This is a genomic window from Gilliamella sp. LMG 34359 (genome assembly GCF_984569085.1).
Genome location: NZ_OZ474906.1, coordinates 1,159,167 through 1,183,779, shown reverse-complemented (window position 1 = coordinate 1,183,779; position 24,613 = coordinate 1,159,167). Strand labels below are relative to the sequence as shown.

The window sequence follows — 24,613 nt, the reverse complement described above, 5'->3', positions numbered from 1 at the left end:
TCATAAATTTACTAAATATGTCACTTTATGCGCCTCTGTCGGTAATGGGACTTGCCATTTAGAAAGCATTTGGGTAATTTTCTTATTTGGTAAGCTAGTATCTCGGCTTGAATTGCGTTGATACAATGTTTGTTCTGGCTGCTCAAGATAAACAATTTCAACTTCGGCATGGTAAGCATAAAGTAAATCCAATGCTTTTTCTCGCATATCTCGCGATAAATGAGTAGCATTCCAAATAAATGGTTGATTGTCTCTTAAATATTGTTTTACTTTAGCTAATACAAATTGGATCACTAATCCTTCATTTTGACCATGCTTTAATTTCAGTTCACTCCTTGCATCATCATATGAGGCAACCGGTAATTGCGGATAGTATTTAGTTACCCAACTATTTTTACCTGAGGCAGGTAAACCTGACATTAAAATAACCTTAGGTCCTGATTGGCAATAAAATACATAATCAGGCAACATTTTACTATCTCGAAAATAGTGTACTCGGGTGTAATCATCTATAAATTGCCGCGCTTGATATAAACACCCTTCTTCCAAAGCTAATTGCTTGAAAAGTTCAACCTCATCAAGTAGTCGACGCTTATCATCACAAATACGACCTTGGATATTAGCCTTTGCATGCATACATAACATCCAGACAGGAAGTTCCCATGATAGCCGATGAATTAACCATTGCGGTGATTTGTTATTGCTATCATCATTCAAAGCATAAAATGGCACTTGATGTGCTCGAATAATCCGACAAATTTTCTCTCTTAACTCAAAATCAATGCCCAAACGCCATAATAGTATTCGACTACTAATCGATCCTTTTAGGGAATGTCTTGGTTGTGAAATTCGACCACTTAACTCATCAATGATGGTCGTTTCTGGTTTGGCAATATCATGTAACAAAGCAGCCATAAATAGCACAAACCTCTCATCATCGGAAGATGTTGCAAACTCATCTTGAGTTATCAAGGATCTTAATACCATTTGAGTATGAATCCAGACATTTCCCTCGCCATGATAAGTAGGATCTTGTGGTGTCGTCATCAATTTATTCAACGCAGGGATACATTCCAACCACTGATCAAAGTTATCTTTGCGGATACTGTAGGCGATCTCTTGTTGTAACTGCGAATAACTCATAAATCACTTCCAAATATTATTCCATCATTCCAATTTATCGTTATTTGTGGCGTATAAAGCTCGGCTTTTTTAGCTAATTGATTAAAAATAAATGGTTGCTGTAAATGGTGTTGACCTGCAACTAAAATAGATTGAACAAAATCTTATCTTAGCCATTTTAAACATCCCGTTATGGTATATTCTGATACAATCTTCAAATATACACTTTCTATCGCATAAGTGTTATCACACTATTGCCAAGCTTTAATTAAATCAAGTTTTTCTTGTATAATATTTTTTTCAAAATAACTTCTCCATTCATCTGTTTTAATTAAAGAATGTATAACTAACGCTAATAAGTCTCCCAATCTTTGCGGTGCGATTCCCGAATACAATACGGGAACAGATAAAATAGGACCATTAGCCCATAGTTGAGAATTCTTTTGGGTCGATAAGAAACAGTTATTAGTCTATCCCAAATATCAAATTCACAAAAATAGTGTGGTAATGCATCATAAAAAATAGCGTGTTTTTTATGTAACCATTCCCCATACATAATATAGCGATCTTCTAAACGTTCAATTAACCAGCTTTCATGGACAGTTGCCCAATGTTTAAATAGATTAAATTGACGTTCTCGACCGCTCCCTATTAAGTAATGACCGCGTGATTGTAATAATAGTTCACCACTTTGCGAAAAACTAATTGCGCAGTTAGCGCCATCGAGTTTTTCTTCAACCACAATATATTGCCCTATTAATTGGTTATAGGGTAGCTGGCCATGCTCACTATCACCCAATTGTAAGCGTGAACTTTGCAAATGTGGAGTTCGTGGGTATTTAATTAATTCTAATTTTTGAATATAAGTTTCCATTGTCATTTTGTTTTCTCCGAAAAATTAGGGAAAACCGACAAGGCGAAGATCTGAAGATCTATAGATTGAACTGCAACGTAGGTGCTTTAGAAAAAGCTAAAAGACAATATAATAGAAGATACCATGTCGGCATTAAGATAAAGTATTGAATACAGGCATTTTGCCACCTCACAAAAAAATTAAATATTAGACTAAAAAAACGGCGCCATTATCTTTTTCAGCAGATCAATTGTCAAGTGAAATTCGATTTTTTTATATACTTAATCAGTGTTAAGATTCAACAAGATGATTACCATTGATAAATTATGAGGTTTATATGGATGTCAAAATTGTACTCTTCCCAATGACACAGTTAGCCGTTATTGAGCATTATGGCGCGCCCGAGTTAGAACATGAATCAGTAAACAAACTGATAAAATGGCGACAAGAAAATCAGCTTTTAGATAATAAATATAGAAACTACGGCATTCATTATACCAATCCTAAAATAACACCAGCGGAAAAACATCATGTCGATTTTGGTATTGCTATTAACCAACCTATTGCTAATAACATTTATGGAGTAATAAATAAAACGATTCCTCAACTTCGCTGTGCAAAAGCCAGAGATATAGGTTCGAGATATCATAATCAAGCTATTATTTATTTACTGGAAAAATGGTTACCAAATAGTGGAGAAAAACTGGGAGATTTTCCCCCAATTTTTCATTATGTTAATGTTGGTACAAGCGTAAAATCTGAACAGATGATAACGGATGTTTATTTACCTTTGTTAGATAAATAATGCTTATCATAATTACGATAACAGTAAGTTCTATCAGCACTTATTGTTATATTATGTTGTTTAGTCTGTACTGTTATTTTTTAAAATGTTCAAATAGCATCATTTCAAATCCATCTGGATTAAATGGTAACTCATCATAAAGTTGCGGATGCTCTTTATCTTGGATATCACTTGTTGTAAATCGCACATGCTCTTTATTATCAAGGTATTGATTTTCAATATCGTTTTGTTTGGATATCTCAATATGGTTAGTTTTAACGCCTTGTTCATCGAATCTTTCTAAAATAGCGATAATATTTTTCTTTTTAACAGTTTTATACGTTCGAATAATATTACCTTGAGCATTTTTTATGACTTGTGAGACAGGTAAATATTGCCCGCTTTCATATTCCGACTCTATCACCAATTTTGGGACAACATGGCTTTCAATAACAGTTAGTTTACTTCGAATAGGGGAATTCTTTTTGTAATCAAACTCGGTTGTTAACCATTGCACACGGTTTTTTTGTAACGTTGAGACAATTTTACCCATGACTTTTTCCACTCGAACATAAGTAGGTTGCGCTATAGCCTCTTCGGCACCGTTTAACGGCGTTAATTGTCCTTTGTCATTAATCACAAAAAAGTGAATACCATTTTCGAGAGATTTAAATTGCGATGAAGGTAACGAGATAGCCGTTTGTTGCCATTTGGTTTTATCGATTTTTTTATATTGATAATTATTATCTATTTCAACTTTTATTAAATCACTGTATTTCTCTTGAGGAGATTGATTTTCGGCTTCAATTAACGTTAAAGGTGCTTGATGCGGGAAATTCTTATAGCGTTCAGCCATAAAACTTGGGAAAGGTAGTTTATGATAATAAACTTGGTTCGGTTTAATACCTAAATACTTGGCTCTTTTAAGGGCATCTTCGTCGTACTTAGCATTATCACGGATACCTTGTTCAAACATTGAATCGGTCAGTGATGCATTACTCTTTTCGACATTCATTACTAGCTTATTATATGGGTAAGGTTCATCCAAATCTTTGTCAAAATCGAATATTTCTGGTTCGGCGCTATTGGTTTTTATTACTTTACCGTTTTTATTTAATACCTCATTTTTTACGCGAGAAGTGTTCTCATAATTAGTCACACGATTAGTTATATTGCCTTCATTATCAAAGAATTCATTAATTGAGTAGATCTCTCCTTGATGAATAATATTTTCGATAGAGTATAGCCCCGTTTTTGTATTTTTCCTGATCGCTTTTACCATCTCTCCTTTATCATCAAAAAACACCTCTGAATCATAAATAATATTATTTTTAGTATCGTATCTTTCTATTTTAAGATATTTCAGATTAGTATTATGCCAATAATCATAAATATAACGGCTGATGGATGCTAAGCCTCTTTTTTGAATACTGACCACAATGCCGTGTTTTTTTTCGACTCTTAAATAACAGGGTAATTTGTAGACCTCGTTAAATGACCCTTTTGGTTGTAACTGTTTATTTTCATCTAAGGTATAAAAATAAACGCCATCGTCTAATGATTGAAATGAATCAGTCGGGTAGATAACTTCGATAATATTTCGATTAAGTCGCAATACTTTGCTATATTGATAATTTTCATTTAACTGTACTTGTGCAATGCTCTGCATTGCCATTATATACATCTCTGGGATGGTTTCTAAATGAGATAATGATGGATATAAAGTTTTATTAGGGATTCGATCTTCATTATCCAAAGCGGGCAAATAATCAAGTTGGTAATAAGTTTTATTAGGTAAAATTCCCTGTTTTTTTAATTGTTTGACGATTGGTGCTTGTTGCTCGTTCATTTTTACCTTTGCAATCACATATTGAGTTGATCCAATCCCTACTAAAAAAAGAAGTAAGAATGTTTTCACTAATTTCTGCATATTTTCTCCAATACAGTTTTTTTACTTGGCTATTTTTCAATAATTGTTTAGTTTTTAGGGAAATAGTTAGTAGTTTATTGATTAATTTTGTTCTATCTCTATTTCTTTTATTTGGGAACTTACCATTTCCGATTTATAATCGCTCTGCCGATCGTGTCTTCAACTCAAATAAATTGTTTTATCTGTACAGTTATTTTTTAAAATGTTCAAATAGCATCATTTCAAATCCATCCGGATTAAATGGTAACTCATCATAAAGTTGCGGATGCTCTTTATCTTGAATATCACTTGTTGTAAATCGCACATGCTCTTTATTATCAAGGTATTGATTTTCAATATCTTTTTGTTTGGATATCTCAATATGGTTAGTTTTAACGCCTTGTTCATTGAATCTTTCTAATATAGCAATAATATTTTTCTTTTTAACAGTTTTATACGTTCGAATAATATTACCTTGAGCATTTTTTATGACTTGTGAGACAGGTAAATATTGCCCACTTTCATATTCTGACTCAATCACCAATTTTGGGACAACATGGCTTTCAATGACAGTTAGTTTACTTCGAATAGGGGAATTCTTTTTGTAATCAAACTCGGTTGTTAACCATTGCACACGTGTTTTTTGCAATGTTGAGACAATTTTGCCCATGACTTTTTCCACTCGAACATAAGTAGGTTGCGCTATAGCCTCTTCAGCACCGTTTAACGGTGTTAACTGACCTTTGTTATTAATCACAAAAAAGTGAATACCATTTTCAAGAGATTTAAGTTGCGCTGAAGCTAATGAGATAGCCGTTTGTTGCCATTTGGTTTTATCAATTTTCTTATATTGATAATTATTATCTATTTCAACTTTTATTAAATCACTGTATTTTTCTTGAGGTGATTGATTTTCGGCTTCAATTAGCGTTAAAGGTGCTTGATGAGGATAGTTCTTATAGCGTTCAGCCATAAAACTCGGGAAAGGTAGTTTATGATAGTAAACTTGCTTTGGTTTAATACCTAAATACTTGGCTCTTTTAAGGGCTTCTTCGTCGTACTTAGCATTATCACGGATACCTTGTTCAAACATTGAATCGGTCAGTAATGCATTACTCTTTTCGACATTCATTACTAGCTTATTATATGGGTAAGGTTCATCCAAATCTTTGTCAAAATCGAATATTTCTGGTTCGGCGCTATTGGTTTTTATTACTTTACCGTTTTTATTTAATACCTCATTTTTTACGCGAGAAGTGTTTTCATAATTAGTCACACGATTAGTTTTTATATCTGAATTATTATAATATTCTTCGATAGAATAAATAACATCCTGATGAATAATATTTTCAATAGAATACTGCCCAGTTTTTATATTCTTCCTGATTGCTTTGACCATTTTTCCGTTATCATTAAAAAATATCTCAGAATCATAAATAATATTATTGTTACTATCTAACATTTCTATTTTCAGATATTTTAGGCTATTATTTGGCCAATAATCATACTTATAATGAGAAATTGCTGCTAAAGGTCTTTTTTGAATACTTACCACAATACCATGTTTTTTTTCGACTCTTAAATAACAGGGTAATTTGTAAACCTCGTTAAATGACTCTTTTTTTTGTAACTGCTTTTGTTCATCTAAGATATAAAAATAAACACCATCGTCTAATGCTTGAAATGAATCAGTCGGGTAGATAACTTCGATAATATTTCGACTACGTTGTAATACATCACTATATTGGTAATTTTCATTTAATTTTACTTGTGCAATATTCTGAATTGCTAAGTTATACATATCTGGGTGAGTCTCTAAATCTGATACTAATGAATATAAATTTTCATTAGGGAAACTATATTTATTATTTAGAGCAGGTATAACTTCATATTGAAAATAAACCTTTTGAGGTAAAATTCCTTGTTGTTTTAATTGCTTGACGATTGGTGCTTGTTGCTCGTTCATTTTTACCTTTGCGATCACATATTGAGTTGATCCAATTCCTACTAAAAAAAGAAGTAAGAATGTTTTCACTAATTTCTGCATATTTTCTCCAATACAGTTCTTTTTTTTACTTGGCTATTTTTCAATAATTGTTTAGTTTTTAGGGAAATAGTTAGTAGTTTATTGATTAATTTTGTTCTATCTCCATTTCATTTATTTAGGAACTTACCATTTCCGATTTATAATCGCTCTGCCGATCGTGTCTTCAACTCAAATAAATTGTTTTATCTGTACTGTTATTTTTTAAAATGTTCAAATAACAACATTTCAAATCCATCCGGATTAAATGGTAACTCATCATAAAGTTGCGAATGCTCTTTATCTTGAATATCACTTGTTGTAAATCGCACATGCTCTTTATTATCAAAGTATTGATTTTCAATATCTTTTTGTTTGGATATCTCAATATGATTAGTTTTAACGCCTTGTTCATTGAATCTTTCTAAAATAGCGATAATATTTTTCTTTTTAACAGATTTATACGTTCGAATAATATTACCTTGAGTATTTTTTATGACTTGTGAGACAGGTAAATATTGCCCACTTTCATATTCTGACTCAATCACCAATTTTGGGACAACATGGCTTTCAATGACAGTTAGTTTACTTCGAATAGGGGAATTCTTTTTGTAATCAAACTCGGTTGTTAACCATTGCACACGTGTTTTTTGCAATGTTGAGACAATTTTGCCCATGACTTTTTCCACACGAACATAAGTAGGTTGAACTATAGCTTCTTCAACACTGTTTAACGGTGTCAACTGACCTTTGTTATTAATCACAAAAAAATGAATACCATTTTCAAGAGATTTAAGTTGCGCTGAAGGTAATGAGATAGCTGCTTGTTGCCATTTGGTTTTATCAATTTTCTTATATTGATAATTATTATCTATTTCAACTTTTATTAAATCACTGTATTTTTCTTGAGGTGATTGATTTTCGGCTTCAATTAGCGTTAAAGGTGCTTGATGAGGATAGTTCTTATAGCGTTCAGCCATAAAACTTGGAAAAGGTAGTTTATGATAGTAAACTTGCTTTGGTTTAATACCTAAATACTGGGCTCTTTTAAGCGCTTCTTCGTCGTACTTAGCATTATCACGGATACCTTGTTCAAACATTGAATCGGTCAGTAATGCATTACTCTTTTCGACATTCATTACTAGCTTATTGTAAGGATAAGGCTCTTCCAAATCTTTGTCAAAATCGAATATTTCTGGTTCGGCGTTATTGGTTTTTATTACTTTACCGTTTTTATTTAATACCTCATTTTTTACACGGAACGAGTTCTCATAATGGCTGACTCTATTAGTTTTAATGCCTTCATTATCAAAGAACTCATCTATCGAGTAAATATCTTCTTGATGCACGATAGTTTCAATAGAAGATTGTTTTGTTTCTATATTTTTTCTGATCGCTTTTACCATCTCTCCTTTTTCATCAAAAAATACCTCAGAATCATAAATAACCTTTTTATTGTTATCATACATTTCTAATTTTAGATATTTTAAGCTGTTATTAGACCAATAATCATATTTATAATGGGTAATAGAAGTTAAAGGTCTTTTTTGAATACTCACCACAATGCCGTGTTTTTTTTCAACCCTTAAGTAGCTTGGTAATAAGTAGACATCGTTGAATGAGTTTTTCTTTTGTAACTGTTTATGTTCATCTAAGGTATAAAAATAAACGCCATCGTCTAATGATTGAAATGAATCAGTAGGATAAATAACTTCAATAATATTTCGATCAAGTTGTGTTACCTGGCTATATTGGTAGTTTTTATTTAACTGCACTTGTGCAATGCTTTGAGTCGCCATTATGTACATATTTGGATTGGTTTCTAATTCATTTACTGATGAATGTAAACTTTTTTCAGGGAAACTGTCTTGATTATCCAAAGCTGGCAAATAATCAAGTTGGTAATAAGTTTTATTAGGTAAAATTCCCTGTTTTTTTAATTGCTTGACGATTGGTGCTTGTTGCTCGTTCATTTTTACCTTTGCGATCACATATTGAGTTGATCCTATCCCCAATAAAAAAGGAACTAAGCAGATTTTAACTAAAGTCTTCATGTACTTTCTAGCTCTCCTGTCAATGATACTAATTGAGTAATAAAGTAGAGGTAAAACACTCAATGTATTGCTCAATTGAACTATGACTCATCAGTTTATTATTACGATAACAGTAAGTTCTATCAACATTTATTGTTATATTATGTTATTTAGCTTGTACTGTTATTTTTTAAAATGTTCAAATAACAACATTTCGAATCCATCCGGATTAAATGGTAACTCATCATAAAGTTGCGGATGCTCTTTATCTTGAATATCACTTGTTGTAAATCGCACATGCTCTTTATTATCAAGGTATTGATTTTCAATATCCCTTTGTTTTGATATCTCAATATGATTAGTTTTAACGCCTTGTTCATCGAATCTTTCTAATATAGCGATAATATTTTTCTTTTTAACAGTTTTATACGTTCGAATAATATTACCTTGAGCATTTTTTATGACTTGTGAGACAGGTAAATATTGCCCGCTTTCATATTCCGACTCTATCACCAATTTTGGGACAACATGGCTTTCAATGACAGTTAATTTACTTCGTATAGGGGAATTCTTTTTGTAATCAAACTCGGTTGTTAACCACTGCACTCGTGTTTTTTGTAATGTTGCGACAATTTTACCCATGACTTTTTCCACTCGAACATAAGTAGGTTGCGCTATAGCCTCTTCGGCACCGTTTAACGGTGTTAACTGACCTTTGTTATTAATCACAAAAAAGTGAATACCATTTTCAAGAGATTTAAGTTGCGCTGAAGGTAATGAGATAGCTACTTGTTGCCATTTGGTTTTATCAATTTTCTTATATTGATAATTATTATCTATTTCAACTTTTATTAAATCACTGTATTTTTCTTGAGGTGATTGATTTTCGGCTTCAAGTAACGTTAAAGGTGCTTGATGAGGATAGTTCTTATAGCGTTCAGCCATAAAACTCGGGAAAGGTAGTTTATGATAGTAAACTTGGTTTGGTTTAATACCTAAATACTTGGCTCTTTTAAGGGCTTCTTCGTCGTACTTAGCATTATCACGGATACCTTGTTCAAACATTGAATCGGTCAGTAATGCATTACTCTTTTCGACATTCATTACTAACTTATTATAAGGGTAAGGCTCATCCAAATCTTTTTCAAAATCAAATAATAGTGGATTTATATTATTTATTTTTATTACTTTACCGTTCTTATTTAATATTTCATTTTTTACACGGAACGAGTTTTCATAGTGAATTACACGGTTAGTTTTGGTATTTTTATTATTAAAATACTCTTCAATAGAATAAATATCCCCATCATGCTGGATTGATTCAATAGCCAGATTCCCCGTTACAGTATTTTTCCTAATATTTTTCTCTATTTTTCCAGAATCATTAAAAAATGTTTCTGAGATATAGATAATATTGTCATTATTATCAGTCATTTCTATTTTAAGATATTTTAGACTGTTATTCGGCCAATAATCGTACTTATAATGAGAAATGGCAGCTAAAGGCCTTTTTTGAATACTTACCACAATGCCGTGTTTCTTTTCGACTCTTAAATAACAGGGTAATTTGTAAACCTCGTTAAATGAATCTTTTTTTTGTAACTGTTTATTTTCATCTAAGGTATAAAAATAAACGCCATCGTTTAATGATTGAAATGAATCAGTAGGGTAGATAACTTCGATAATATTTCGATTGCGTTGTAATACTTCATTATATTGATAATTTTTATTTAATTTTACTTCTGCAATGCTTTGAATGGCTAATTCATACATGTCTGGGTGAGTTTCTAAACCTGATAATGATGAGAATAAATGTTCCATTGGAACGCTATCTTCATTTTCAAAAGCTGTCATAAAATCATATTGATAATAAATTTTATTCGGTAAAATTGATTGTTTTTTTAACTGTTCTATGGTTTTTATTTGATGTTCGTTCATTCTTACCTCTGCATAAACATAATCAATCGTTATTATCCATAGCATAAAAGGCAGTAAGTATATCTTTATTAAGCTTTTCATATTGTCTCCTAACAAGCTTTCTTAATGTAATTATATAATTACTAATAATTTTGTTTTGCTTTTTTGGATAGTATTGCTAGATTCTCTATTCTTTTTTTTCTGTTTACTTTTCTTTCTCTTCCTCTGTTTATATTTTTATCAAGGGATTTTTTATATCGCAAAAAATACATATTCAAGTTCTCTCCAATATATTGAGGATCGGCTAAACTACCGCTAGCTAATATAATAAATAAAAGGGTATGACAATTTGTTTCTCTATAACTGTCATTATCCCAACGCCAATAATTAAAGTTTTCAGCAAATTTAAATGAATAAAGTGCAGGCTGCATCTGTTTCGGGCTGGTAAAAGGGAATGACTGTGCACCATGGGTTATTCCACCCAGAGCATAGAGTTGAATATTATCCTCAGCTCCGATTTTGGTGAGTTGTTGAGCGATATGAAGTGTTTGCAAAGTAAATCTATCCGATTGGCAAAGAATGGCATCAACAGTGATTTGTTTATCGGTGTAGGTGAAATTGATTTCATAACGCCATGGTTGGTTTAAATCCCCCCGCCCAGAGAGTGATAGAACGGATAAAGTGGTGGTAGTAGGTTGACCATCAATCGTTGAGTGATAATGATTAGAGGGATGACTAGCTACCAATGTATTACCTGCATTTTCCATTTGCTTCATTAAAGTCGTCAGTATTTCTTACTATATTATATTTTTCAATTAGTTTTGGTTAATTGCTAATAATAACCAATTTTTTGTAAAATAAGATGTTTTTTTTTCAATTCAATTATCTTTATAAATAATATACATGCATATTGAAGCAAGATAACGCAAGGAAAAGTGAAAGGCACATAAATCGTTTCTTAACAGAAAATTAACATCTAGTTTATGTATTTAATCAGCCAAAATGATCAAATTTTGTTGAATTGTTTACAGTCTAACTTGAATAAATATAAACCTATAACGCGGGTAAATAGAATTTAAAATGTGTATTTATTTATCAGAAAATGGAGATTAATAACGCTATGCTGTTTAGAAACCAATTAACCCGATAAAAAGGACTAATACATTACAAAAATCAAAATAATCTCACCATTAAATTGATTAACCACTTAGAGTGCTCAACACATTGTGATGGATATACGCTTATTCCTATTATTTGATGCTGCAATTTAAACTATCCACCAATCGGATTAATTCAATCTAGCATCAAATATTTGTACGATAAAATAAAGAATAAGCATATTTATATAATCAAAAATTATATAACCTAGGATTAAGACTCAAATCTGTGAAAACAGTTACTTTCCTAAGCGTTTATAAAGTCTTTCAGGCCGGCCTATTTTGCCATGGTTAAGCTCAACCGTTAATAATTTAGTTTGCACACAATATTCTAAGTATCGTCTGGCGGTGGTTTTACTAATATTGGCTTTTTCGACAATTTGATCTACTGTTTGCGGTTGATTGGTATGCATAAATAGATCTTTGACTTTTTGTAAGGTAATTTCTTCGATGCCTTTGGAGTGACGGTTAATATCGGCAAAATCTTTTGTTTGTAAATTAAAAAGTTCATCAATTCGTCTTTGATTGACATGTTTTTGTAAACTTTGACGATATAAAAACAGTTCGAAACGTTCAAGTGAATGTTTCAAGCGCTGATAAGATACCGGTTTGATTAAATAATCAAAAGCACCAAAACGTATCGCTTTACTACAGGTATCCATATCACTTGCAGCAGTGATAAAAATAACATAACTATCCAAGCGGTTATTAATAATATGCTCGAATAATTCGATACCTTTACCATCTGGTAGGTAATTATCTAGTAAAATTAACGTTGGCTTTAACTTCTCTACCATTACTTTGGCTTCTTCCAATGAAGAGGCAATACCAATAACCTCTACTTTGGTATCCCGTTGAATAAATTCGGCATTTAATTCAGCTAAAATAGGCTCATCTTCAACTATCAGAACTTTAATTGTATCTTCTTTTATTTCATACATATTTCATTTACCTCTGTTAACTACTTAGGTATAAAAACAGAAAAAATCGTTCCATAAGGTTTGTTATCTTCAAATGTGATATAACCATTAGCTTTTTTCACATAAGTTGAAACTAAATGTAAACCTATACCATGTTCGTTTGAATGTTGTGAGGTTACCCCCGGTTGGAAAATTGAATTGCGGATTTTATCGTCTATACCACAACCCTGATCACTGACTTCAAGAACAATTTCATTGGTTCTATCATTTAAAAATAGATGGATAGATTTATCGCCTTGATTGTTTTTCAAACAAGCATTAAACGCATTATCCAGCAGATTACCTAATATTGACATAAACTCGGCTTCGGTTATTTTGGTTGGTAAGGCTTCTAAATGACAAGCGGGATCAAACACCAACTTCAAACCAATTTCATGCGTCTTGGAATATTTACCAATTAATAAACCGCAAATAGCTGGAACCTGAAAATGGCTAGTAATGAAATCGAGGTTTTGTTGATTATCAGCGGAGTGTAAGGCAATAAATGATTCGGCTTCTTCATATCGTTTCATATAAATTAAACCCGATAAAGTTGCCATCCAATTAAGATGTTCGTGTCTTAGCGCGCGCAAATTATCCACATACTGTGTCACTTGCGATAATTGCATACTTAATAAATTTATATCATCATAATTTCGAAAGGTGATCACCCACCCTAAAATCTCATCATCAACAATCACGCGAATACGATTCGCAATGACAATAATATTATTGAAATAACAAATATGGTCATGTACATCTTTAGTTTGATTAGTACAACCATAAATAAAATCTGTTGACTTAATAAAATCAGATAAATCATGATTCAGTAGACTATTATCATCAATATCAATATTTAACATACGTCTTGCTGATTGATTAATGTTTATAATTTTATAATCAAGATCAATCGCAATAATTCCTTCAAAAATTGATTCCATTATTGATTTCTGACTTTTCACTAATAGTACAATTTCTTGAGGTTCTAAATTAAACATCTGTTTTTTTATAGCTTTAGCAAAACATAAAGAAAATATAAATAAGGCAAAAAATAAGAATGAACAAAAAATAATGAAAGGAATAAATTGCTGTGTATGTGATGAAGAGATACCTTCAACCATATACCCTACAGAAACAATACCGATTACTTTTCCATGGTTTATAATCGGCGCTTTACCTCGTAGAGCAAGACCTAGAGAGCCTTCACTGATTGTAGTGCTACTAATGCCACTTAAAACTTTATGGTTGTCATCGCCAACCATGGGTAAATATATAGAATTATTGGCGGTATGATACAGTCGATAAGCTTTTTCATCACCAATAACAATATAACTGGCATCACTTTGTTTAAAAATATCCGAAACAAGATTAGCTATCTGTTCAGTATCTTTTTCCTCAACATATTTTACCAAACTAGGAATAACCGCTAACTCTTTTGCTTGAATTTGCGCCTTCTCTCCTAAACTACGATATAAGGCGTTTTCTGTCACATTCCAAATATAGCTTTGCAGCAATAGCAGAACGGCCAATGAAAAAAGCAAAAGAGATAAAAATAACTTTGTCGTGAATGAAAAATGGATTCGTTTTCGCATTTTTATACTTTGTTAATAATTGCTGTATCTGCTAGGAAGTGTAACACAGCATAAAAAAACTTAGAGCCTTTAAAACCTTAAAAACCACAATTAATCCATGATTTACATCACAAAATCGATATAAATATTTTGTCACTATAGCCACCATTAAAACAGAGCAAAATTATTTTGGAGATAAAAATATGGTGAGTTTAAATTCAGTTGAAAAAACACATAACGTTAATGGACAAGATGAGATAAAGCACAAAAATCCGAGACTAAAGTTTTGGCCATTTGGCTGGTGGAAACTTATGGATGATTTTAAAATTGGTGTAATTCCTTTACCATTATTTCTAATCGCTGGTATGCTTATCTTTGCTGAAGTATTAGTAACAGGTAAATTACCAAGTGAAATCGTCGTCATGGTAGTAACGTGTGCGTTTTTTGGTTTTTTATGTGGTGAAATTGGCAAACGTTTACCGATAGTTGGCAAAATGGGCGCCGCGGCAATTTGTGCAACCTTTATTCCATCTGCATTAGTCTATTACGGCATTTTGCCTACTCCTGTGGTAGAAGCAACGACCAAATTCTATAAAGATACTCACATTTTATATCTTTATATCTGCTGTATTATCGTTGGTAGTATTATGAACATGGATAAGAAAACGCTTATTCAAGGTTTCTTAAAAATCTTCGGGCCAATGGTATGTGGTGAAATCGTTGGAATGCTAGTTGGCGTGAGTGTGGGTTATTTATTAGGCTTGTCACCATTTGAAACATTCTTCTTCTTAGTATTACCCATCATGGCTGGTGGTGTAGGTGAAGGCGCCATACCTTTATCTATCGGCTATGCCTCTATTTTAGGTATGGAACAAGGCGAAGCGCTCGGTCGAGTGTTACCAATTGTTATGTTAGGAGGTTTAACCGGTATTATTTGTGGAGGAATTCTTAACCGTCTTGGTAAAGCTTTTCCACATTTAACTGGTAATGGCCGCTTGTTACCAGCATCAGAAGATGATCAAATTATCAATAAAACAGCTAAAACAGAATCGGTTATTGATGTGACAACTTTTGCTTCAGGGGTGTTATTAGCCGCTATTCTTTATATGGTTGGTATGATTGGTCACAAAGTAACTGGCATTCCAGCCCCTGTAGGCATGTTATTTGCTGCGGTATTGGTAAAATTAGTATCAGGTGTTTCACCAAAAGTTTTGAGTGGTTCGCAAGTAGTTTACAAGTTCTTCCAAACATCGGTCACTTATCCAATTTTATTTGCGGTAGGCGTAGCCATCACACCTTGGGATAAAATCGTCTCGGCATTCACCGTAATCAACCTAATCGTCATTGTCTGTACAGTGGTGAGCTTAGTCACAACTGGCTTTTTTGTGGCTAAAAAATTAGGTATGTATCCCATCGACGCCGCGGTTATTTCTTGTTGCCAGAGTGGTCAAGGCGGAACAGGTGATGTCGCAATACTGACCGCAGCAGAGCGTATGGAATTGATGCCATTTGCCCAAATTGCAACTCGCATAGGTGGGGCGATCAATGTATCGGTATCCTTACTAATTCTAGGTAATTTCTTAGTTTAGTTTATTAAAAAACAGTCTTAATTATTACTAAGTTTGCGCAATTTTCATTTAGCGTTTCAATAACCAGCTTTTAAGGAGTATTCATGAAGCTAGTCAGTTATCTTGTATCTGGTCGACCAAGTTATGGTATATATACTGCGCATGGCATCGTAGATTTAGGCCAAAAACTAGGCGATCAATATCAAGATCTAAAATCCCTTCTTTCTGATAAAGACGGATTAGCTAACGCAAAAAATTTTTTAGATTCACCGAGTGATATCGATGAACAAGCAATAACTTATTTACCCGTCATTGCTAACCCAAACAAAATTTTATGTGTTGGTATGAATTATGCGGAAAAACGCGCGGAATTTAACGAAACTAGTTCTGCGCCAACTTTATTTGTTCGTTTTCCAGATTCACAAACAGGACATAAGACAAATATTATTAAACCGACGATCAGCAATGAACTCGATTATGAAGGCGAATTAGCAATTGTAATGGGTAAAGAGGCCTTCCGCATAAAATCAGAAGAAGCCTTATCTTATGTCGCCGGCTATAGCTGTTATATGGATGGTTCGATTCGAGACTGGCAATATACTTGGTTCACAGCAGGTAAAAACTGGCCAAGTACTGGTGCATTCGGTCCATGCATCACAACCAGTGATGAAATCCCTGATCCAACAGTTTTATCTTTAACCACTTATCTAAATGGTCAGGAGATGCAACACGATTGTATTAAAAATCTTGTGCACTCGGTACCAGAACTTATCTCTTACATTAGTACATTTACCCGTTTATCACCTGGTGATGTCATTCTTACTGGTTCACCGGGTGGCGTCGGTAAAAAACGCAATCCCCCAATATTTATGAAAGATGGCGATAAGATTGAAGTCGAAATTACAAGAATTGGTCGTTTAACCAATTATGTAGTAGCAGAAAGAGGCTAATTTTATGTATGATTTAGTTGATTATACTGTCGTTGATTATTCTATCGTTGATATTTCTAAATCAGAACAAGACTATCAAGAAATTAAGCTATTATTGTCTCGATCTGATCTTGATTTAGACTCGCAAGTTACTCTTTTTATGGTAGCGAAAATTAACGATAAAATTATTGCTTGTGCTGGTATGGATCGCAATATTATTAAATGTGTTGCTATTGATCCTCAATATCGCGGTAATCAACTAAATCTGACTTTGATGGATCAAACCATAAAATATGCCAATGAAAACGGCTATTTTCACCTTTTTTTATACACTAAGCCTGAAAATATAGATTTCTTCAAAGGATGCGGTTTTTATCCTATTGTTGAAATTTCTGATTTAGTCGTATTGATGGAAAATACACCGGTTGGGATTAAACAATATTGTAAACAATTATCGCAATACCAAAAGGCTGGTAACAAAATTGGCAGTATTGTGATGAATGCCAATCCTTTTACCAAAGGTCATCAATATCTTATTGAATTTGCAGCCAATCAATGTGATTGGGTACATGTATTTGTGGTTAATGAAGATGTATCAATGTTTCCGTTTCAGGTACGTTTACAGTTAGTAAAAGATGGCACAAAAGATATTAAAAATGTTACGGTTCATGCCGGTTCGACATACATTATTTCTAAAGCAACCTTCCCTACTTATTTTTTAAAAAATAAAAGCAAAATTGACTATGCTTATATGGGAATCGATCTGTTAATCTTCCGTAACTATATTGCTCCAGCATTAAATATAACTCACCGTTTTGTTGGTACTGAGCCACATAGTGAAGTAACTAATGCTTATAACCAAGCGATGAAATATTGGTTAGAAGATGACAAAGTTAGTTTGTCATCCAAGATTACTGTCATTGAGGTTGCTCGAAAACTCGAAGAATCAAACATTATATCAGCATCATTAGTGCGAAATTCACTGGCATTAAAAAATTATGAACAGGTTAAGAAATTAGTTCCTTCAACAACTTGGAATTATATTTCAGCTAATTTGGATAACTTTAAAATTTAATACGTTTTAAAAGGTAAAAAAATGAAAATACAAAAAGAAGCTATGGCTGGCACTCTCGAATCGAGCGATTTGTTAGTTAAAGTCATGCCAAATACTGGCATCGAAATTATTATTAATAGTGATGTAAATAAACAATTTGGCGATCAAATACGGGCAGTTGTCAATCAGACTTTAAATGATCTAAATGTAACTGATGGATTAATTATTATTGATGATAAAGGCGCTTTAGATTGTGCAATCAGAGCAAGAATTCAATGTGCAGTATTACGCGGTGCAGAAGAAGAGAACTTAGATTGGAGTAAATTACTATGAAAAAATTACGCCGAAGTATGCTGTTTCTTCCCGGTGCCAATGCCGCAATGTTATCAACATCTTTTGTCTACAAACCTGATTCAATCATGTTTGACCTTGAAGATGCTGTGTCTATCAAAGAAAAAGATTCAGCACGTCTACTCGTCGCACAAACATTGAAGTTACCTGTTTATAAAGAACATGGTATTGAAACAGTAGTTAGAATTAATGCGTTAAATACCCCATTTGGCCTTAAAGATTTAGAAGCCGTTGTTCGAGCAGGCGTTGACGTTGTGCGTTTACCAATGACCAATAGTGCTGAAGATATTCATGAACTTGAAGCTCACGTTGAACGTATTGAAAAAGAGTGTGGTCGTGAAGTCGGTAGTACTAAATTAATGGCAGCAATTGAATCGGCTCAAGCGATAGTTAATGCGGTATCCATTGCTAAATCATCACCACGTTTAATCGGTATCGCTCTTGCCGCTTTTGACTATCTTGTCGATATGCAAACAGAACGCGGGGATGGTACTGAACTATTTTATGCGCGTTGCGCTGTTCTACATGCAGCTCGTGTAGCCGGTATTGATGCTTTTGATGTTGTCTATTCAAATGTTAATGACGACGAAGGCTTTTTAAAAGAAGTCAGCTTAATTAAAAAATTAGGCTACAACGGCAAATCATTGATTAATCCAAGACAAATTGAGCTATTACACAATGCTTATGCTCCTACTGCTAGTGAAGTAGAGAATGCGAAAAAAGTCGTTGAAGCAGCTGAAGAAGGTGAAAGAAGGGGGCTTGGAGTTGTTTCGTTGAATGGCAAAATGATTGATGCACCAATTATTGCTCGGGCGCAAAAAACCATTGAACTAGCCAAATACTCCGGTGTTCGTAAAGAAATTTGATAGGATTGAAATATGACAACGTCTATAAACCAAAAAATTGCTGATTTATTAAAACAGCATCCTGATCTTAAAAATATCACACCATTTATTGATGCTAATGCAACCACGCCATATTTAAAAGATGAGTCTAAATATACGCGTAAATTATGTGATTCGCTTGAACAAGCCATTAAAAAGTGTGAATTACGTGACGGTATGACCATATCTTTCCATCATGCATTCCGTGAAGGTGATAAGGTCATCAATAAAGTTGTAGAGACAATTAGTAAATTAGGCATTAAAAATCTAACTTTAGCATCAAGTTCATTATTAAGTTGTAATGCCGCATTAATCCCACATATTGAAGCTGGGGTGATCACTAAAATTTACACCTCAGGATTACGTGGAAAGTTAGCTGATGCGATTTCACACGGTTTAATGGAAAATCCGGTACATATCCATTCTCATGGAGGACGAGTAAAACTTATCCAAAGTGGTGAAATTAATATTGATATCGCATTTTTAGCCGTATCAACTGCTGATGAACAAGGTAATGCTAATGGTGTATCAGGTAAATCACAATGTGGCGCACTTGGTTATGCCATGGTTGATGCTCAGTTTGCTAAGAAAGTCGTTTTACTTACTGAAGATATTGTTGCTTATCCTAACCATCCAGCCAGTATTCGCCAAGATCAAGTTGACTATATTGTTAAAGTTGATGAAGTTGGTGATCCAACTAAAATTAGTGTTGGTGCTGCGCGTATTACCACAAACCCCAGAGAATTAATGATTGCCCGCTATGCCGCTGAGGTTATCGAAAATTCAGGTTATTTCAAAGATGGATTCTCAATTCAGACTGGTTCTGGTGCATCATCAACAGCCGCAACCCGTTTTTTAGAAAATCGTATGCGCGCTAAAAATATCACAGCCTCATTTGCTTTAGGTGGCATTACAGCAAGTATTGTTGATTTACATGAAAAAGGGTTGGTTAAACGTTTATTAGATACGCAAAGCTTTGATGGTACAGCAGGACAATCCTTAGGTCGAAATAAAGATCATATTGAAGTCTCAACCAATGTTTATGCGAACCCTGCTTCTAAAGGAGCCAGTGTTGATGAATTAGACATTGTGATTTTAAGTGCCTTAGAAATTGACCTTGATTTCAATGTTAACGTATTAACGGGTTCTGATGGCGTAATGCGCGGAGCATCCGGCGGTCACTGTGATACAGCAGCTGGAGCAAATCTAACTATTATTGTTGCGCCACTAATTCGCAGCCGAATTCCAACGGTAATAAGAAAAGTAACCACTATTGTCACACCAGGTGAAAGTGTAGATGTGTTAGTCACTGACCATGGTATAGCGGTAAATCCTGCTCGTCCTGAAATCGCAGAACGTTTAAAAGCAGCTAATTTACCAGTAATGACTATTGAAGAACTTTATCAACGAGCTGTTGCATTAACAGGTGAACCCAGACCAATTGAATTTAATGATAAAATTGTTGGGGTTGTTCACTTCCGTGACGGTTCAATTATTGATGTTGTTCGTCAAGTCAAAGACTAATTAACTTTGGAAAAGCAATAGCATAACCAAATTCTTAGTTATGCTATTACTCAACATCATTATGAATAATCCAACATTAAGATTCGACGATGGCATTAACATAACGCTTGAGCAAATGTTAATGGCTAAAGAAAAGCGTGTACACCATCAGCAACAACTTTTTGCGCACTACCCTTATCCGCTAATATCATTAAGTTTAGTAATACCGGGACCAATCAAAAAAAGTAGTGGCTCTATATTTTTATTTACTCAAGCATTAGTTGCTATCCACCAGATGTTAAACCAACATAATATTTCGATTGTTCATGAAAAATATGATGAAAATATAACCGGCGATGAAGCCTTCTTATCAATTGATTATAACGCTGATATGCTTAAACAACTGTGTATAAAAATTGAGGAGAGACATTTTTTAGGGCGATTGTGGGACATTGACGTTATTGACCCTATTACACAAAAAAGTATTTCGCGCACTAAATTTGCACATTATTCGCGGCAATGTCTAGTTTGCCAAGATGATGCTAAAGTTTGTGGACGCAGCAAACGACATGCGATTAGTGAAATCCTTACTGCTATTACCAATAAAGTTAATGATTATCGAAATAGTTAGATTGAGATAAATATGTATTAAGTGACATCAATAGAGTCGAAAAATAAGCCATTTTCCAACTCTATTGGTTAATTGATAAAGTTTAGATCTGTGCTAATGCCTGCTCTAAATCCCCAAGGAGATCATTAATATCTTCAAGACCAACTGAAATACGTAATAATTGATCAGAGATACCTGCGGTTTTACGCGCTTCTGCACTAATACCTGAGTGTGTCATAGTAGCTGGATGACAAATTAAACTTTCTACACCGCCAAGCGATTGAGCTAGTGTGAAAATATTTAGTGCATGCAAAAATTTCGGCATAACATCGGCATCACCGACTAATTCAAAACTTAGCAGAGAGCCAAAGCCTTTTTGTTGTTTTTCAGCAATCTCATGCCCAAGATTGGTTGGTATGGAAGGATGGAAAACTTTTGCAATTTTAGGGTGATTGGTTAAATAGTCCACTACTTTTTGTGCATTTTCTTGTTGTAATCGAACTCTGGCAGCAAGCGTTCTGAGACCACGTAATAGTAAATAACTGTCGAATGATGAAGTTGACGTACCTATATTATTTGCCCACCATAATACGTCCGTTGCTAATTGTTGATCTTTAAATACCAATATTCCAGCAAGTAAATCGGAATGACCATTTAAAAATTTAGTACCAGAATGGCTGACAATATCCGCGCCAAGTTCTAACGGTTTTTGTAGAATCGGCGTCATAAAGGTGTTATCAACCAAAACCAATGCACCAACCGCATGAGCTTGGCGAGCGATCTCTGCTATATCGACAACTCGTAATAATGGGTTACTTGGTGATTCAACTAACACTAATTTAGGTTTTAGACTTAATGCTTCTTTTAAGGCGGCAGGATCTGATTGGTCTACAAATTTGGTTTTAAAATACCCTTTTTGGCTCAAACTATTAAATAATCGATAACTACCACCATAACAATCATGAGGTGCAACCACGACATCATTTGGGCCAAGTAAGGCTACACTGACTAGATGTATTGCTGACATACCGCAATTAGTTAAAATGGCATCGGCACCGCCTTCTAATTTAGCGACGGTTTCTTCAACTAATCGTCTACTTGGATTGGATTTGCGACCATAATCAAACTTTCTTGGGGTGGCAAACTCTTCATAACGATAACATGTTGATGGCGTAATAACAGGAACTACGCTACCAAATTGATCATCTGTATTTAATCCGCCACGAACCGCTATAGTACCTTGACTAAAATTAGCACCTTGGCCTAAATTTTTAGAATTACTAGCCATAACAACCTTCCTTACCAAACATTTATTTATTTTTAGAACTCAGTTGTATAAGAATAACACAACAAAAAAAGACGTCAACATGTCTAGACGTCTAACTATCTTGGTGTATAGATTGCAGCTAAGCAAAAAAAACGCTAAAATTACCCACATTATTTGTGATGCGATTTGGTGAAAAAAATATGATGGAATGGAACGGCGATTATATCAGCCCTTATGCCGAACACGGCAAAAAAAGCGAACAAGTAAAAAAAATAACAGTCTCAATTCCGTTGAAAGTACTGAAAATATTAACTGATGAACGAACAAGACGACAAGTAAATAACTTGCGCCACGCAACCAATAGTGAACTATTATGTGAAGCTTTTTTGCATGCTTATACCGGTCAACCATTACCTTGTGATGAAGATTTACAAAAAGATCGTGATGATGGCATTCCACTGCAAGCACAGAAAATGATGCGAGATTTGGGTATCGACCCTGATTTAGTTGATGAATAATTGAGTTGTTAAAAAAACAATAGCTACAAAAAAGGCGCTTTAAGCGCCTTTTTTAACAATGTTAGTGTAAGAAATTTAGTTAGTGTAATAAATTTAGTTAGTGTAATAAACTTATTTTTTACCGCCAACCATTGCGAAACGTTGTTTGAATTTATCAACACGTCCGCCAGTTGCAACATCACGTTGTTTACCAGTATAAAACGGATGACATTCACCACAAACGTCAAGATGAATATCGTGACCAATTGTTGAATGAGTATTAATAACATTACCGCAAGAACAAGTCGCTTTAATTGCTTTATATTCTGGATGGATACCTTCTTTCATAATAAACCTCTAAAGTTTGTTCGTATCGCTATATAAATGGCTTAATCGCAAAATCTATACACCATACGAGTGTTAAATAACATGATAAGGGTGCGAATTATACGTCCTATATGAAAGATAATCAAGTAATAAAAGACCAAGCTAAACAGGTAACAGGCCTATAGTTATTTGAAGTTCAATCTTTTCTCCATTACGTAAAACTATTATGGGGACGATTGTTCCTGGTTTCAACTCTGCAATTTGATCCATAGTTTCAACTATTGATCTTACTGGTTTATTATCAACCATAATTAAAATATCATTTGCTTCAACACCAGCCTGTAATGACGGCCCTTCTGCATTGGTGACTAAAATCCCTAAAACTTTAGGTGGATCGCTAGGATTTTGTGTTGGTGCAAACTCTAATCCATCAATACCGATATAACCTCGAATCACTTTGCCATCTTGAATTAATTTATTCATAATTTTAACAGCCAATGCGGTTGGAATAGCAAAACCAATTCCTTCAGGAACATCGCTACCTAAATTTTTAGCAAATGTTAATGTGTTAATGCCTACCAATTCACCTTTAGTATTTACTAATGCACCGCCTGAATTACCATGATTAATCGAAGCATCAGTTTGAATAAAGTTTTGTCGACGATAGGGACTTAATCCATCACGCCCTGTTGCACTAATAATACCTTGGGTAATCGTTTGACCAATATTGTATGGATTGCCAATAGCTAGTACGACATCACCAATTTTCGGATCCCGTTTAGGATTGATATTGATGGTTGGAATATTAGTCGCTTCGATTTTTAGCACCGCAATATCAACCAATTTATCCGAGCCAACAGGCAAAGCTTCAAAAATTCGACCATCTTGTAAAGCAACAATAATTTGCTCGGCACCAACTACAACATGATAATTGGTGATGATATAACCATGCTCACTCATAATTACACCCGAACCAAGTGGTGTAATTGAACTATCTTGTGATTGTTTGGGAACAGAATTAATCGATCGGCTATATATATTGACCACTGCCGGCGCAGCAATCTTAACCGCATCAGAATAACTCATAGGTTGGTCATTAAAAATAGATCTTGAAAAATCAGATTGGGTTCCGTTTCTTAAGGAAGGGAAAATAATAAGCAACACTATCGCTAAAACAGTACCAATTAATATTGGCCAAAGAAACTTTTTAAGCATAATTATGATTAGCAAAATGACAATGGTTACTAGGATTCTATCATAACTAACTGCGGGTTAACACGAAGTTTTCGTCGATG

Annotated in this window: 20 protein-coding genes and 1 pseudogene; 9 read left to right on the top strand and 12 right to left on the bottom strand. The window is 33.8% G+C overall.

Features of this window, described 5'->3' with window-relative positions:
* Both AC5LXV_RS05500 and AC5LXV_RS05495 read right to left on the bottom strand, forming a co-directional pair.
* The gene (locus AC5LXV_RS05500) at nucleotides 1–1,143 is read right to left on the bottom strand and encodes an AAA family ATPase (protein WP_493467583.1); all 1,143 of its coding nucleotides are present in this window, start codon (nucleotides 1,141–1,143) and stop codon (nucleotides 1–3) included.
* A pseudogene (locus AC5LXV_RS05495) lies at nucleotides 1,140–2,002 on the bottom strand (RNA ligase family protein). The gene AC5LXV_RS05500 and the pseudogene AC5LXV_RS05495 overlap by 4 nt, the downstream one beginning before the upstream one ends.
* A 310-nt stretch (nucleotides 2,003–2,312) precedes the next feature.
* Between AC5LXV_RS05495 and AC5LXV_RS05490 the strand changes: the two are divergent.
* Nucleotides 2,313–2,780, top strand: a complete 468-nt coding sequence (locus AC5LXV_RS05490; RefSeq protein WP_493467582.1) for an AraC family transcriptional regulator — start codon at nucleotides 2,313–2,315, stop codon at nucleotides 2,778–2,780.
* Between the two features lie 73 nt (nucleotides 2,781–2,853).
* On the opposite strand, the gene AC5LXV_RS05485 is transcribed toward AC5LXV_RS05490, so the two are convergent.
* The 7 genes from AC5LXV_RS05485 to AC5LXV_RS05455 form a co-directional block, all read right to left on the bottom strand.
* Nucleotides 2,854–4,689, bottom strand: a complete 1,836-nt coding sequence (locus tag AC5LXV_RS05485; protein ID WP_493467581.1) for a hypothetical protein — start codon at nucleotides 4,687–4,689, stop codon at nucleotides 2,854–2,856.
* A 190-nt stretch (nucleotides 4,690–4,879) separates the two neighbouring features.
* A complete protein-coding gene (locus AC5LXV_RS05480; protein ID WP_493467580.1) occupies nucleotides 4,880–6,715 on the bottom strand; it encodes a hypothetical protein in 1,836 nt (611 codons plus the stop codon).
* A 194-nt stretch (nucleotides 6,716–6,909) separates the two neighbouring features.
* The gene (locus AC5LXV_RS05475; RefSeq protein ID WP_493467579.1) at nucleotides 6,910–8,745 is read right to left on the bottom strand and encodes a hypothetical protein; all 1,836 of its coding nucleotides are present in this window, start codon (nucleotides 8,743–8,745) and stop codon (nucleotides 6,910–6,912) included.
* A gap of 162 nt (nucleotides 8,746–8,907) precedes the next feature.
* The gene (locus AC5LXV_RS05470) at nucleotides 8,908–10,743 is read right to left on the bottom strand and encodes a hypothetical protein (protein ID WP_493467578.1); all 1,836 of its coding nucleotides are present in this window, start codon (nucleotides 10,741–10,743) and stop codon (nucleotides 8,908–8,910) included.
* A gap of 41 nt (nucleotides 10,744–10,784) precedes the next feature.
* Complete coding sequence (locus tag AC5LXV_RS05465; protein WP_493467577.1) at nucleotides 10,785–11,417, bottom strand: hypothetical protein; 633 nt, start codon at nucleotides 11,415–11,417, stop codon at nucleotides 10,785–10,787.
* A gap of 620 nt (nucleotides 11,418–12,037) precedes the next feature.
* Nucleotides 12,038–12,730, bottom strand: coding sequence for a response regulator (locus AC5LXV_RS05460; RefSeq protein ID WP_110434508.1), 693 nt, complete (start codon nucleotides 12,728–12,730; stop codon nucleotides 12,038–12,040).
* 29 nt (nucleotides 12,731–12,759) lie between these two features.
* Entirely contained in the window at nucleotides 12,760–14,349 is a 1,590-nt protein-coding gene (locus AC5LXV_RS05455) for an ATP-binding protein (protein WP_110434367.1), read from the bottom strand.
* A 182-nt stretch (nucleotides 14,350–14,531) separates the two neighbouring features.
* Between AC5LXV_RS05455 and AC5LXV_RS05450 the strand changes: the two genes are divergently transcribed.
* The 7 genes from AC5LXV_RS05450 (at nucleotide 14,532) to citX (ending at nucleotide 21,248) form a co-directional block, all read left to right on the top strand.
* Nucleotides 14,532–15,917, top strand: a complete 1,386-nt coding sequence (locus tag AC5LXV_RS05450; protein WP_493460719.1) for a 2-hydroxycarboxylate transporter family protein — start codon at nucleotides 14,532–14,534, stop codon at nucleotides 15,915–15,917.
* 83 nt (nucleotides 15,918–16,000) lie between these two features.
* Nucleotides 16,001–16,846: a fumarylacetoacetate hydrolase family protein gene (locus AC5LXV_RS05445; RefSeq protein WP_493467576.1), complete on the top strand. Its 846-nt coding sequence runs from the start codon at nucleotides 16,001–16,003 to the stop codon at nucleotides 16,844–16,846.
* A 4-nt stretch (nucleotides 16,847–16,850) separates the two neighbouring features.
* Complete coding sequence (gene citC, locus AC5LXV_RS05440) at nucleotides 16,851–17,900, top strand: [citrate (pro-3S)-lyase] ligase (RefSeq protein WP_493467575.1); 1,050 nt, start codon at nucleotides 16,851–16,853, stop codon at nucleotides 17,898–17,900.
* Nucleotides 17,901–17,921: 21 nt separating this feature from the next.
* Nucleotides 17,922–18,212, top strand: a complete 291-nt coding sequence (gene citD, locus AC5LXV_RS05435) for a citrate lyase acyl carrier protein (RefSeq protein WP_110434371.1) — start codon at nucleotides 17,922–17,924, stop codon at nucleotides 18,210–18,212.
* The gene (citE, locus tag AC5LXV_RS05430) at nucleotides 18,209–19,096 is read left to right on the top strand and encodes a citrate (pro-3S)-lyase subunit beta (RefSeq protein ID WP_493467574.1); all 888 of its coding nucleotides are present in this window, start codon (nucleotides 18,209–18,211) and stop codon (nucleotides 19,094–19,096) included. Before citD ends, citE begins: the two co-directional genes overlap by 4 nt.
* 12 nt (nucleotides 19,097–19,108) lie before the next feature.
* Nucleotides 19,109–20,638: a citrate lyase subunit alpha gene (citF, locus tag AC5LXV_RS05425; RefSeq protein WP_493467573.1), complete on the top strand. Its 1,530-nt coding sequence runs from the start codon at nucleotides 19,109–19,111 to the stop codon at nucleotides 20,636–20,638.
* A 61-nt stretch (nucleotides 20,639–20,699) separates the two neighbouring features.
* Nucleotides 20,700–21,248 carry a citrate lyase holo-[acyl-carrier protein] synthase gene (citX, locus tag AC5LXV_RS05420; protein WP_493467572.1) on the top strand — a complete coding sequence of 183 codons (549 nt, stop codon included), beginning with the start codon at nucleotides 20,700–20,702 and terminating at the stop codon, nucleotides 21,246–21,248.
* A gap of 82 nt (nucleotides 21,249–21,330) precedes the next feature.
* Here citX and metB read toward each other — a convergent pair whose 3' ends face one another.
* Entirely contained in the window at nucleotides 21,331–22,515 is a 1,185-nt protein-coding gene (gene metB / locus AC5LXV_RS05415) for a cystathionine gamma-synthase (protein WP_493467571.1), read from the bottom strand.
* A gap of 179 nt (nucleotides 22,516–22,694) precedes the next feature.
* Between metB and metJ the strand changes: the two genes are divergently transcribed.
* Nucleotides 22,695–23,012 (top strand): met regulon transcriptional regulator MetJ, encoded by a 318-nt coding sequence (metJ, locus tag AC5LXV_RS05410; protein WP_493451786.1) that lies wholly within the window; start codon nucleotides 22,695–22,697, stop codon nucleotides 23,010–23,012.
* Nucleotides 23,013–23,123: 111 nt separating this feature from the next.
* Here metJ and rpmE read toward each other — a convergent pair whose 3' ends face one another.
* On the bottom strand, nucleotides 23,124–23,339 hold the full coding sequence (rpmE, locus tag AC5LXV_RS05405; RefSeq protein WP_034883381.1) for a 50S ribosomal protein L31: 216 nt from the start codon (nucleotides 23,337–23,339) through the stop codon (nucleotides 23,124–23,126).
* A 141-nt stretch (nucleotides 23,340–23,480) separates the two neighbouring features.
* Nucleotides 23,481–24,533 (bottom strand): outer membrane-stress sensor serine endopeptidase DegS, encoded by a 1,053-nt coding sequence (gene degS, locus AC5LXV_RS05400; RefSeq protein WP_110424135.1) that lies wholly within the window; start codon nucleotides 24,531–24,533, stop codon nucleotides 23,481–23,483.
* Nucleotides 24,534–24,613: the final 80 nt, after the last annotated feature.